The 11445-nt window shown below is 65.6% G+C and carries 15 protein-coding genes; 7 read left to right on the plus strand and 8 right to left on the minus strand.

Annotation, left to right across the window (positions count from 1 at the left end; genetic code table 11):
• The first annotated feature begins 91 nt into the window (after nucleotides 1–91).
• Together ACFQGD_RS13000 and ACFQGD_RS13005 are read left to right on the plus strand one after the other, a co-directional pair.
• Nucleotides 92–1102, plus strand: coding sequence for an AraC family transcriptional regulator (locus tag ACFQGD_RS13000; protein ID WP_345404521.1), 1011 nt, complete (start codon nucleotides 92–94; stop codon nucleotides 1100–1102).
• A 131-nt stretch (nucleotides 1103–1233) separates the two neighbouring features.
• On the plus strand, nucleotides 1234–1485 hold the full coding sequence (locus ACFQGD_RS13005) for a hypothetical protein (RefSeq protein WP_345404523.1): 252 nt from the start codon (nucleotides 1234–1236) through the stop codon (nucleotides 1483–1485).
• Between the two features lie 109 nt (nucleotides 1486–1594).
• On the opposite strand, the gene ACFQGD_RS13010 is transcribed toward ACFQGD_RS13005, so the two are convergent.
• On the minus strand, nucleotides 1595–1984 hold the full coding sequence (locus tag ACFQGD_RS13010) for a hypothetical protein (protein ID WP_345404526.1): 390 nt from the start codon (nucleotides 1982–1984) through the stop codon (nucleotides 1595–1597).
• Nucleotides 1985–2140: 156 nt separating this feature from the next.
• On the opposite strand from ACFQGD_RS13010, the gene ACFQGD_RS13015 reads away from it, so the two are divergent.
• Complete coding sequence (locus tag ACFQGD_RS13015) at nucleotides 2141–4471, plus strand: 2OG-Fe(II) oxygenase (protein WP_345404529.1); 2331 nt, start codon at nucleotides 2141–2143, stop codon at nucleotides 4469–4471.
• 4 nt (nucleotides 4472–4475) lie between these two features.
• Here ACFQGD_RS13015 and ACFQGD_RS13020 read toward each other — a convergent pair whose 3' ends face one another.
• From ACFQGD_RS13020 to ACFQGD_RS13030, 3 genes are all read right to left on the minus strand, one after another.
• Nucleotides 4476–4883 carry a type II toxin-antitoxin system VapC family toxin gene (locus ACFQGD_RS13020; protein ID WP_345404532.1) on the minus strand — a complete coding sequence of 136 codons (408 nt, stop codon included), beginning with the start codon at nucleotides 4881–4883 and terminating at the stop codon, nucleotides 4476–4478.
• The gene (locus tag ACFQGD_RS13025; RefSeq protein WP_345404535.1) at nucleotides 4880–5194 is read right to left on the minus strand and encodes a type II toxin-antitoxin system Phd/YefM family antitoxin; all 315 of its coding nucleotides are present in this window, start codon (nucleotides 5192–5194) and stop codon (nucleotides 4880–4882) included. The genes ACFQGD_RS13020 and ACFQGD_RS13025 overlap by 4 nt, the downstream gene beginning before the upstream one ends.
• Nucleotides 5195–5533: 339 nt before the next feature.
• Nucleotides 5534–6394 carry a helix-turn-helix transcriptional regulator gene (locus ACFQGD_RS13030; RefSeq protein ID WP_345404538.1) on the minus strand — a complete coding sequence of 287 codons (861 nt, stop codon included), beginning with the start codon at nucleotides 6392–6394 and terminating at the stop codon, nucleotides 5534–5536.
• Nucleotides 6395–6496: 102 nt separating this feature from the next.
• On the opposite strand from ACFQGD_RS13030, the gene ACFQGD_RS13035 reads away from it, so the two are divergent.
• The 3 genes from ACFQGD_RS13035 (at nucleotide 6497) to ACFQGD_RS13045 (ending at nucleotide 7808) form a co-directional block, all read left to right on the plus strand.
• The gene (locus tag ACFQGD_RS13035; RefSeq protein WP_345404541.1) at nucleotides 6497–7216 is read left to right on the plus strand and encodes an SDR family NAD(P)-dependent oxidoreductase; all 720 of its coding nucleotides are present in this window, start codon (nucleotides 6497–6499) and stop codon (nucleotides 7214–7216) included.
• 69 nt (nucleotides 7217–7285) lie between these two features.
• Nucleotides 7286–7507, plus strand: a complete 222-nt coding sequence (locus ACFQGD_RS13040) for a ribbon-helix-helix domain-containing protein (protein WP_345404544.1) — start codon at nucleotides 7286–7288, stop codon at nucleotides 7505–7507.
• Nucleotides 7497–7808, plus strand: coding sequence for a type II toxin-antitoxin system PemK/MazF family toxin (locus ACFQGD_RS13045; protein ID WP_345404547.1), 312 nt, complete (start codon nucleotides 7497–7499; stop codon nucleotides 7806–7808). The genes ACFQGD_RS13040 and ACFQGD_RS13045 overlap by 11 nt, the downstream gene beginning before the upstream one ends.
• 37 nt (nucleotides 7809–7845) lie before the next feature.
• Here ACFQGD_RS13045 and ACFQGD_RS13050 read toward each other — a convergent pair whose 3' ends face one another.
• From ACFQGD_RS13050 to ACFQGD_RS13060, 3 genes are all read right to left on the minus strand, one after another.
• Nucleotides 7846–8040, minus strand: a complete 195-nt coding sequence (locus tag ACFQGD_RS13050; protein WP_345404550.1) for a hypothetical protein — start codon at nucleotides 8038–8040, stop codon at nucleotides 7846–7848.
• 196 nt (nucleotides 8041–8236) lie between these two features.
• Nucleotides 8237–8488, minus strand: a complete 252-nt coding sequence (locus ACFQGD_RS13055; protein ID WP_345404553.1) for a helix-turn-helix domain-containing protein — start codon at nucleotides 8486–8488, stop codon at nucleotides 8237–8239.
• 10 nt (nucleotides 8489–8498) lie between these two features.
• Entirely contained in the window at nucleotides 8499–9092 is a 594-nt protein-coding gene (locus ACFQGD_RS13060; RefSeq protein WP_345404556.1) for a helix-turn-helix domain-containing protein, read from the minus strand.
• A gap of 293 nt (nucleotides 9093–9385) precedes the next feature.
• Here ACFQGD_RS13060 and ACFQGD_RS13065 point away from each other — a divergent pair, with 293 nt between their 5' ends.
• Nucleotides 9386–9778: a DUF6069 family protein gene (locus ACFQGD_RS13065; RefSeq protein ID WP_390221054.1), complete on the plus strand. Its 393-nt coding sequence runs from the start codon at nucleotides 9386–9388 to the stop codon at nucleotides 9776–9778.
• Between the two features lie 45 nt (nucleotides 9779–9823).
• Here ACFQGD_RS13065 and ACFQGD_RS13070 read toward each other — a convergent pair whose 3' ends face one another.
• Nucleotides 9824–11332 carry an ABC transporter substrate-binding protein gene (locus tag ACFQGD_RS13070; protein WP_345404562.1) on the minus strand — a complete coding sequence of 503 codons (1509 nt, stop codon included), beginning with the start codon at nucleotides 11330–11332 and terminating at the stop codon, nucleotides 9824–9826.
• Nucleotides 11333–11445: the final 113 nt, after the last annotated feature.

The following is an 11445-nucleotide window of genomic DNA, read 5'->3' on the forward strand; positions in this document are numbered from 1 at the left end:
AGAGTTTCATTTATAGAAATGGCTGCTTCGATCGGGTTGCGTCTGGGTAGAGAGGGTTTGCCGCATGGTTAGGGGGAGTGCCATGGGTCACATGAGACGTCATCGGTTGAGGTCGAAGGAATCGTCGCTACTTCGGCGACATTCCTATTTCTCGGCGATCCACGATCTGGATCAGACGAAGGGTCTGGTCGCTAGCAGGTTCTGCGGGCACGAGATGTCGCTGCTGGAGCGGGGGCAGCTTGACGCGTGGATGAACGTGGCGAGCGCGCGCGACGTTGTCTACAGCGTCATGGGATACGGCCTCGCGTCGCGAGTGATCCCGGGTCGAACCGAGACGTTCTATCCGATCGTGATCCCGCTCAGGGGCGGCGGGAGGCTGCGTTCCGGGAACCACGAGGTCAGTCTTCGCAGCGGGGCTGCGGCTGTGGCGTCCGCGAGTGTGCCGATGCAAGTCGAGCTATCGGGCGACGGTGCACTGCTGGTCGTCTGCGTCGGCAGGCGGGCGCTGGAACGGTACGCGACAGACATGCTGGGTGAGCCGCTTACCATGCCGTTGACGTTCATGCCCGCGATGGACGTCAACGGCGGACGTGCGGCGCGGTGGCGCGACGAAGTGCTCGCCGACATCGACGATCTGGACAGTCCTGACAGTATGATCCTCGCGCACGGCGAGGCGTCACGTGCCGCGGAGTGCAAGGTGATTACCTCGCTGCTGCTGACGCAGCCGCACAACTACAGCGAGAAGTTGGCGAGGGCTGACTGTCGCACTGGCGCGGATTCGATCGTGCGAACCGTCGAAGAGTACATCGAGGCCTACCCGGATCTGCCGCTGACCGTGAGCGATCTCGCCGCGCAGGTCAACTACTCCGTGCGTGCGCTTCAGGAGGCGTTCCGGTCCACCGGGAAGCCGTCGCCGAAGCGCTTCCTTAAGGAGCGGCGAATGCGGCTCGCCAGGGAGAAACTCACGGTGGCGCGGCCGCGTACAGCCGCCACCGTGAGCGCAATCGCCGCGAGTTGCGGGTTCACCCATTTCGGACGGTTCGCCAGGGACTACCGGAACCGCTACGGAGAAGCTCCGTCGGAGACCTTGCGGCGTTGCTAGGTGGCGGCGTGTCGGACGTCTGTCGAACGCGTATTCGATTACGCTTGGTTGTGGGCCGTCGCTCGGGATCGTGCGGCCGCAGGAGCGAGTAGACAGTGAACTCCCGCTACGACAGCAACGAAGGGGATGTCATGACTCGTCGCGGCACGGTGGGGCGCCGTTTCATCGAGTGGGGTGACGGTGTGCCTAACTACGCGGACTTGGTGGCCGTACTCATCACTCGGCCGAGCCGCAACGCGTGGTGCTCGGTCCGGGCGGCGTGGCTGTTCCAAGCCGCGGAGGCGTTGCGGGGCGTCGGGTACACCGAGGATGCCGACATCGCCCGGGAGGAGGCCATGCGGTTGGTCCGGGACGCGATCACGGCACTCGCGGGCGACGACTGATGCACCTTTGCGCATCAGAATTGGACGGCACTCCGTTTTGTGACTCGGGTCGACAGCGCGGTGAATACGCCTGATCTTCGGCACGCGTGCCTTGCGGAAGGCCTTGCTGTCATGGGGCTGACGTGCGCGTGGACGTGAGCTGCAGCTCGACGTCCACGGTATAGAGCAACCTGTCGTGACAGCCCGCCTCAAACCATGCCTGAGCATCGCTGGGGAAGGTGGGGGCCGACTCTCGGTCGAAGCCGATCCGGCCACCGCTCAGGGCTAGGCTCGCGCCGCTATATCGAATCTGGAGTTTCGTATCGCCCCAGGGCGAGGTCTCCGCGACGATGCCGTGGCTGGCCTCGATGCGGGCTGTGCGAGTCGCGAGGTCGATCCGTCTAACGTCGGCGAACTCGATGCTCAGTTCGTGGTGCTTGCCGTTGCCGATGTGAGTGACGGATTTGAGTGGCTGATTCCGCCACGGAAGCGTGATCCAGGCTGGCGTTGCGGTGTCCATGGCTCGCCTCCTGGTCCATCTGGGCCGCCATAGACAGGTCGTCAGCCAGCGGCAAGGTTGTCAAAATACAGGCGGTTTCCGCTGCTCTATGACTCGGGTCGCGTTCAATGGGTTCGCGGGTTCATTATTGTTCTTCGCGATCGGAAGGGACGGATCATGGTGTTCGCGGCGGCGCGCGACCGGTTGGCTGACGTGCTTGGCGGTGCGGAGCCGCCCGCCGCGTCCAGCGTGCAGTTGAAAGCTAGCGCCGACGCGCTGCGCCTGGAGGTAGACGGCATTGGGCGCGTTGAATTTCCGGTGCCAGAGGAGCAGGCTCGCGAGCTCTGTCGAATCGGCCAGCCTGCGCGGTTCGGGCGTGGTGAGGAGACACTGACCGACTCGAGGATTCGCGATACGTGGGAGGTTCCGAAGAACCTCGTGAGCATCGAGTGGGATGGCGACTTCGTTCCGGTTCTCGACGCCGTGTGTGACGGACTTGGGATCCAGCCCGGCTGCGATCTGACGGCGGAGTTCCATTCGATGCTGGTCTATGAAGAGGGTCAGTTCTTCGTCACGCACCAGGATTCCGAGAAGGACGACGCGATGATCGGGACTTTGGTCGTGACGTTGCCGTCCGTGCACACGGGTGGTGAGCTTGTCGTTGAGCACAACGGTGAGGACATCGCCTACTCGGGAACAGATTCCGCGCTCTCGCTGGTCGCCTTCTATTCCGACTGCCGTCACGAGGTGCTGCCCGTGACGTCGGGCTATCGGATCACGTTCACGTACAACCTGCTCCTGACCGAGGACAACAGCGGAGCTATCACGGCCGATGACGCGCTGCTTAGCGAACTCGCGCGGTGCCTCGACGAGCACTTCACCACGCCCGTCACCGTTCCGTACGGCCGAGGCGAAGCGAACCCGCCCGGTCGGTTGGTGTACCTGCTGGATCATGAGTACACGGCCAGGGGTCTGGCGTGGTCCCGGCTCAAGGGAGCAGACGCGGGCCGAGCGTCGTTACTGCGGTCGGCTGCTGACAAGGGCGGCTGCGAGGCCGTGTTGGCGCTGACCGACGTCCAGGAGACGTGGAGCGCGTTTGAGTCCGGACCGGACTACGGGTATCGCTACTTTGATGGCGACCTCGATGATGGCTGGGACGACGAGAGCGACCCTGACGAATGCGAACTCCAAGAGCTGATCGAGTCGTCCATCAAGCTGACCCGCTGGACTATTGGATCCCGGGCGGAGGGCATCTCGCTCGCCGTCGCTGACGCCGAGGTGTGTGCGAGTACTCGCTCGGTCGACCTGAAGGCCTATGCCTCGGAGTACGAGGGCTACATGGGCAACTACGGCAACACGATGGACCGTTGGTACCGGCGAGCGGCAATCGTGGTGTGGCCACGCGACCGAGACTTCGCGAACCGGGCCGAGGCCTCGCCCGACTGGGCGCTGGACGAACTCATCGCACGCGTCCGCGCCGGAGACCAGGCAGGTGCGTGTGCCGCGGCGGCGACGGTGAGGCCGTTCTGGGACGCCGCCGTGCGTGCCAACGGTCAGGCGGGATTCTTCGGTACGGCGCTGCGAACCGCGACTGCCTTGGACGATGTCGAGATCGCGGAGATGCTGTTGCGTCCGTTCCGCATCGAATGCCTGAGTCTTTCCCACGTGGCGTCACTGGTCATGCTCGCGGGACACTTCGGCGAGCAGTGGTTGGGGGAACTGGTGTCGACGTGGTTCGGCGACGGGAAGTCGTGGCTGTACGGCTCTAAGCAAGCGCGGTCGGAGTGGATCGCGTCGCTGCCTGGTCTGTGTGCGGCGCTGCACTCCAACGGGAACTCGGGTGCGGCGACCTCCCGCCATTTGGTGGACCTCGCGTGGGGATGGCTCGGCAACACCATTCAGCAAGCACTCGCGACCCAGTCACTCCGCTACCGCGACAAGGAACTCTCCGACGTGGGGGAGTCGCTCGCCGCTGTCCTGATGGCCGCCGCGAAAATCGGGGCGGCCGACCTACGCGACCAGGTTGTCGAATTCGTATGCCATCAGGGCGACGAGGTGATCGTCTGCATGATGTCGGCGCTGCGGTCCGCCGGAGCGCAGCCGGCTGAGACGCGGCGAGACGGCGGCTTCGACACTCTGGCCGCTGACTGTGCCATACGGCTCAAGCAACGGCTGGCCACTCCACCGCGCGCGGACGACGATTGGTCGATACCGCTGCCAGACGGCTGCGGATGCGAGTTGTGCGACACACTCGGCACGTTCCTGAACGACCCGACACGGCGGACTTATGAGTGGCCACTGGCCAAGCAGCGCCGACGGCACGTCCATGACCGAATCGACGCCTCCGAACTGCCGGTTCGCCACCAGACCCGGCGGACGGGTCGCCCGTATACCCTCGTCTTGGTCAAGACCCAGGCGCTCTTCGAGCGGGAAGCACAGGACCGGCGTCGGGATGAAGCGGACCTGCGGTGGCTCAGCGGCGAATTCGAACGTGCTGACGGCGCGTAACGCACTATGACGGCGATACGACCGGCAGGCCGTGTTCACTCGCTGCCGCGATAAGCCGCTTGTCGTAAGAGACGAAGGCCACCAGCGCAGCCCCAAGGTTCTGTGCGGCGGCAATATGGATGGCATCTAGTGAGCGCAGTCGCGTGCCGGGAGACAGTGATCCGGCGCGTTCACATAGTGATGCCGGGAGGGCGACATGGGCGCAGCGCCGTAACCAATGCAGAGCACGCTCATGCGTTTGGGCACTTGCCTCGACAGCGTGTAAGCCGCGAGGAAGTTCGGTGCGCGTCAGATAGCTCGTGATCTGTCTCGCCGGAACTTGTTCGACCAGCCAGTCTTCCAATGCGTCCGATTCGACTTCGTCCTTAAACAGTTTGATCGCCGCGCAGCTGTCGAGGTAAACGAACTTCACCCCTGTTCGTCCTCCCGTAGGGAGATGATGGCTTCAGATCCCAGGCGGGTCCCGGCTGGGGACGGCTCACGCATGCGCGGGAGCTCAGCCGTGGTCGGCAACGCGTCGACGACGGCGGCGTCTAAGACGCCAACGGCGATAGCTTGCTCGACGGCTTCCTCTTCTGGGTCGGGCGGCATGATCCGACCCACGATCTCTCCACGCCTCGTCACGATGAACGCTTCTCCATGGCGCGCGCGGTCGAATACATCCGCTGCATTGCGCTGCAACTCGCGGATAGTGATGTGCTTGTTAGGCATGTCGTCCGCCATGTCTGACATTCTACAACGATGTCAGACATCGCCGGGCGACGTTCATTCAGGTGGGCCGCACCGGGCGTGGATCGGGCAGCCGCACGCGCGCCGTCAGGACTCGCTTGACGCCCGTTATGTCAACAGAATCGGACATATCTGGCTCAGATGTTGACGTAGCGGGCGCATAGCTGTCCGATCGGGTGACGCCTCTGGACGTCGACGCGCTGCGATCCGCAGCTCACGCGTCGTGGCCTGGGGCCGGTTCGCGGTCGGCCTTGTCACGTGCTGCCCCCTTGCTATGCGTTGACCGTGCGGAGTCTAGCGTCCGTGGCTGTCGTTCAGATGCGGTCGAGCGGATCACCGCGTGGGGGAGAGGTCCTGGGTGCCGATCACTCCGAGCAGCGCGAGTTTCTCGTGCTCCGGTGTGCCGGGTGCGGCGGAGTAGACGACGACGGCCTGGTCGGCGTCCGGAACGTGCAGGGTGTCGCAGTCCAGGGTAAGCGCGCCAACGTGGGGGTGTTCGATTGTCTTGCGGTGGTTGCGCCAGGTCGCGGCGCCGCGCTTCTCCCACAGTTGGGCGAACTCGGCGCTGCCCGCGCGGAGCTCCGCGAGCAGTCGCCGTAGCTCGGGGTCGTCGGGGTAGCGGGCGGCCGCGGCGCGCAGTGCCTGGACGGCGTGGGCGGCGGTGCTGGCCCGTTCCTCGGGTGTCTGGGCGACGGCGCTGCGTTCGGGGTCGTTGGCGTCGGGGAGGAAGCGCAGCCGGTTGATGTTGCGGCGGTCTGGTGGGAGCGCGGACCAGTCGCCGTGGAGCGCGGAGGCCATCGGGTTCCAGGCGAGGACGTCGCCTTTCGCGCTGAGCACGATGGTTGGCAGGTCGGTGAAGCGGTCGATGAGCCGCAACACGCTTGGGCGGACGTGCATGTCGATGCGGCCGGGTGCTGGTGGCGGCGTTCCGGCGAGGTGGAACAGCTCGTCGCGTTCGTCGGGGGAGAGGCGGAGCGCGCGAGCCAGCGACGTCAACACCTGGTCGGACGGTCTGCTGCTGCGGCCTTGTTCGAGCCGGACGACGTAGTCGACGCTGATGCCCGCCAGCAGCGCGACTTCTTCGCGGCGCAGTCCCGCGACCCTGCGGTGGCGGCCCGCGGGCAGGCCTGCCTGCTCGGGCGTCACCTGGCTCCGCGCCCTGCGCAGGACCGCGGCCAGCTCCGTTCGGTTCACGCTGTCCAGGATGCCGGGTGTCGTGCGCGGGTGGGTAGGAGTGGCGGTCCCATGGTCTGCTGGTCCTGCCACGACAGTGCGGCGGTGGGCAGCCTCGACGTCATGACGACAGCGAAGATCGCCCTGGTGACCGGGGCCAACAAGGGACTGGGATTCGAGACGACCCGGCAGCTCGCCGGGCTCGGATGGACGGTGTGGCTGGGTGCGCGCGATGCGGGACGCGGGCGTCTAGCGCTGGCGCGGCTCGGTGAGTCGCTGCCGGACGCCGACGTCCGGCTCGTCGCGCTCGACGTCACCTCGGACGAGTCGGTCACGGCCGCTTCTGGGCGCATTGCCGAGGAATCCGGGCGCCTCGACGTCGTGGTGAACAACGCGGGCACCGCTGGGCGGTTCGTCGGACCCGAGGAGACGGCGCCCGCGGACTTCCTGCCCGTGTTCGGGGTGAATCTGCTCGGCCCGATGCGGGTCACCAATGCCTTCCTGCCGTTGCTGCGCAAGGCGGAGACGCCGCGGGTGGTGATGGTGTCGAGCGGGATGGGCTCGTTCGGCATCACGACCGATCCGGCGCGGATCGAGTCGACGCTGCACGGGCTGCACTACCCGTCGTCCAAAGCGGCGTTGAACATGGTGACCAGCCAGTACGCCAAGGCGCTGCCCGACGTCGAGGTGTGCGCGGTCGATCCGGGCTACACCGCGACCGACTTCAACGGCCACAGCGGCACGCAGACCGTGGCCGAGGGAGCCGAGGCGATCGTGCGCGCGTGTACGGCGGAACAGCTGCCAGGGGCGTTCTTCGACCGGCACGGCGTCGTGCCGTGGTGAGGTGGGCTGCGGCACTGCGAGCGTGCGTCGTGTATTACATGGCGTTATACTTTGTGTATGTCGCAGTCTATGACGATTCGTCTTAACGACGAGACGCAGCACAAGCTTGATGAGCTGTCGAAACGGTTCTCCAGCAGATCCGCTGCGGTGACCGCTGCGATCGACTATGCATGGCGGGAGCTGCGTGCCGAACAGTTGCGCGCGGAATCGGCCGATATCGCTGCCGATCCGGATGATCAGGCCGAGCTGCGTGCCGTCGCATCGGAGATGGACGAGATCAGTGCGTGGTGACGTGTATTGGCTGAAGCCACCGCGCGATGCGAAGGGGCACGAGCAGAAGGGAAGTCGATACGCGATTGTCGTGCAGGCCGACGTGATGTTGCTGTCTACCTGGCTTGTCGCGCCAACATCGACCAGTGCGCGCCCAGCGAGCTTCCGGCCGGAGATCGAGATCAACGGAAAGACAACGCGTGTTCTGGTGGAACAGACGCGAGCCGTCGACCCGCGGCGGCTGGGCGAGTTCGCCGGCCGACTCGCCCTGCATGAGATGTCCGAGGTCGATGACGCCCTTCGCGTCGTGTTCGACCTCTGATGGACGACGTAGTGCCAGTGAACTCGGTGCAGCGTCGTTAGGCGCCGATCGGGGCGTCCGCCGGTGTCGCCCGCCTGGACAGCTGGTCGAGCAGGGCGTTCATCCGGCGTACGGCGAGCTTCGCCGTCGTGGTGTCGTCGGACTGGCGCGCGTCTCTGAGGTCCGCGAGGGCCTGCTCGATCAGGCGGTGCAGGTGGTCGGCGCGGACGGGAAATCGACGGACGGTGTTCATGCCATCCTCCTTTACGTCGTCATGGACGAAGGTGGAAACCGGGTGTGCCGGGGGTCGGCCATGCTCGCCCGGCCCACCCGGAGCTTCTGGTGCTGGTCGAACATGACTCCACGGTCGTCGATTCCTTCCCATGCCGAATCCCCGAACATGCCTAAAGGGGTACCTATTTTCGGTCGTCTAGGTGTTCCCGGGATGCCTACTCGGTCTCGAGCCAGCTCGGGTCGAGGCGTGCGAGGAAGGCACCGGGTTTGACGTCGAGGGCGTCGATGACCTGGCGCACCTCGATCATGTCGAGGCGACGGATCCCGTGCTCGTACTTGCTGACGTGGGACTGTGGCACGCCCAGTCGCTTCGCCAGTTGGGCTTGTGTCACCCCGGCCTCCTTGCGCAGCTGGCTGAGGAGGTCGCATAGCCGCTGATATTCCGGTGTCTCGCTGGACTTCGGCATCGTGCGGCCCTCAGCTGCCGTCTCGTGTCGACCGGGGTGCTTCGCGCCGCAGCTGGCGATACACGGCGGTGAGGCTCGAGCCGAGGTGCCACGCGAACGCCTCGAGTTCCACGATGGTCAGCGCGCGGGTGGCGTGTTCGGCCTTGGTGATGGCGGACTGGCTCCTGCCGAGGGCATCGGCGAGAACTTGCTGACGCAGCGAGCCTCCATCGGGACCGGCGTGCTCGCGTAGTCGTCGCAGGATCTTGCCGAGCTGCTCGGCTCGTCGGCTCTCCTCCGGATCCGTGTACGCCCAGTCTGTCTCCGGAGCGTCATGCTGGTCGGACGCGGGCTCGTCGTCGCTGGCGATTGGCCCCGCCACACCCGGGGCCGTCGTCTCGTACTCGTGCAGGAACTCCTCGACGGGCCACTCCAGAGCGTCGCAGTACCTCTCGGTCCTAAAGACGTCGAAACGTGTCTGCCCCGTCAGCGCGTTCGAAACGGCGGTTTGCGAGGTGCCGAGTCGGTCGGCGAGTGTCGTTTCGGTGAGGTTGAGCGACTCCATGCGGGCGCGCAACATCGTGCGGAAATGCTTGGCTCGCGGTGATTTTCTCCAGTAGTCCACGGTGCGAAGCGCACCGCGTCGTCATGCCATATTTGAATATGGAATATCTCAGTCGGGACGACGCCAGGTCGGGGGCCGGGTCTGGGACTCGCTTCACGCCCGGTGTGTCAACAGGACCGGGCATATCGGGCGGGAATTTGGTTCTACCGGGCGTGTAGCTGTCCGATCGGGTGAGGTGGACCCGCGTGTGATCCACGCTACTGTCGCATTGACCTCGACCTTACTTGAAGTTGAACGCTGTGATCATGGTTAATACAGCGACAGCGTCAAGTCAGTCCCCTCTTGCCGAGCGCATGACCTGGTGGCAGGCGATCGCCGCGGGTGTGATCGTGTCGGTCGTGGCCAACCTCGTCGTGTATCTCGTCGGCAAGGCCGCGGGGGCATCGTTCCTGCTCATCGACAACGGGAATCCCACCCAGATCGCCGCGGTCGATGTCATCATCTCTGCGGCGGCGCCGCTGGCCATCGGTACCGCACTGGCGGTTCTGGTGTCGCGCTGGTGGCGACCGGTGCTGCGGGTGGCGCAGGTGGTCGCCGCCGTGCTGGCACTGCTCACCATCGCGGGGCCGGCTATGGCCGAGACCGACACCGCGACCCTCGTCTCGCTCGGGCTGATGCACGTGCTGGCAGGTGCGATCGCGGTGGCCGTCCTCGAGATCATCCACCGGTCTCGACGTCGGGTGTGAGGAACACGGCATCGAGAGCGGGGGGACACGGCGTCGGGGGCGGGGTTAGCCCCCGACGCCGGTGTTAATCAGCGGGCCGCAGAGGTAGTCCTTCGGGGAGATCTTGCGCCACTTGCGGTTGTTCAGCTGGATGAAGGCCGCGCACGGCGACGTCCGCTTGGGGCCGACCGCCATGCCGGTGTGCAGTCCGTTGCTGGTCCAGTCCTTGACCTTCGACAGTGCCCGCACCATCGACTTCCGGTTCAGCTTCCCGCCGAGGGCGACCGCTTTCTCCACGAACAGTCGGGTCGCTGACCACGCGTAGAGGCCGAAGTAGTCCGGTTCCGCGTTGGGGTCGACCTGATTCAGCCAGGCACGGTAGAGCTTCATCTCCTTGTTGTTCATGTTGCTGAACAAGTCGTTCGTCGTATAGACGATGGAGCCGTTGCCGTCGTCGCCCGCTTGCTCGACGTATTTGTCGGTGTAGATGGTGGGGTCCTGCAGGAAGATGTCGGGCTTGTAGTCCTGCTGGCGCATTGCCTGCTGCAACCGCACGGTGTACTGGTACGGGCCGAAGTACTGCACCATCCTGATGCCCTTGTCCTTCATCTGCTGGACATACGGCGCGTAATTGAACTCGGACGGGTCGATGCCCTGGAAGTAGTCGACGGTGAACCCGCTCTTCTCGTACGCCGTCTTGTACGACCGGGCGTTGACCTCGGCCGACCGCACCGTCACGTACAGCACGGCGGCGTGATCGGTGACGCCTGGTTCCTTCTTCTCGATGAAGTTCGGGATCGCCGCCGGCACCAGGTTCGGTGCGATCGAGTAGGCGCTGAAGCAGGTCTGGCAGGCCCGGCGCGCGGGTGACGTCGTCAGCGACCGCATGTCGGGCAGCCCGCAGGACGCCGCGGCCTTCGCGCCGCCGGAGTCGTCGGCCACCATCGAACCGACCGCGGCGAACGCCTCGTCGCAGGCACGGGTGTAGGCCTGCTGATCGCCCGCGGTCTCCGTCCGGCCGTCCATCGTCAGCACATTCAGCTCGCGCCCGCAGATGCCTTTCGGGTTGCTGGCGTTGAAGTACGCGGCGTAGGCGCGTGCCGACTGCTGCGCGGATTCGAACAGCCCAGGGACCGGGCCCGAGATGTCGGCGACGTTGGCGACGGTGATCGTGTCGTCGGTGATGCCGGTCTGGTTCGTGAAGCCGTCACAGCTCGCCGCCGACCCCGATCCGGTCGCCGCGTTCTCGCCCGACCCGGCGAGGTCACCGGTCGTGGGGGCGGAACCGTTGGTCCCGGTGGCGCCTGCCGCAGCGTTGTCCGACGCGTCTCCGCCGCCGGTGCCGGTGCCCGTGCCGACGTCCGTCGGCCCGCCACCGACGTCCGCTGGATCGCCTGGTGCGGCGGCCTGGCCGTCGAGAGCGGTGCCGTTGGCGCGGGCGACGGTGGCGGGATCGAGCTGGGAGCCACACGCCGCGGCGAGCAGCAGCATCACGCCGCCGATGGCGGCGATCAGCCTGCGCCGAGGTGGGACCAGCCTGCGGGGGACGCGCGTGGCGCCGGACAACCCAGACAATGGTGACTCCTCACGGTGGGGACACGGGCTGCGCTCTCATCGAAAGTTCACTGTGATACTCGACACGACGATAATCTAGCCATATGATCAGACACCTGTCCAGGTTTGGATCT

This window comes from Haloechinothrix salitolerans, assembly GCF_042662605.1.
In the GTDB taxonomy this organism is placed as follows: domain Bacteria; phylum Actinomycetota; class Actinomycetes; order Mycobacteriales; family Pseudonocardiaceae; genus Haloechinothrix_A; species Haloechinothrix_A salitolerans.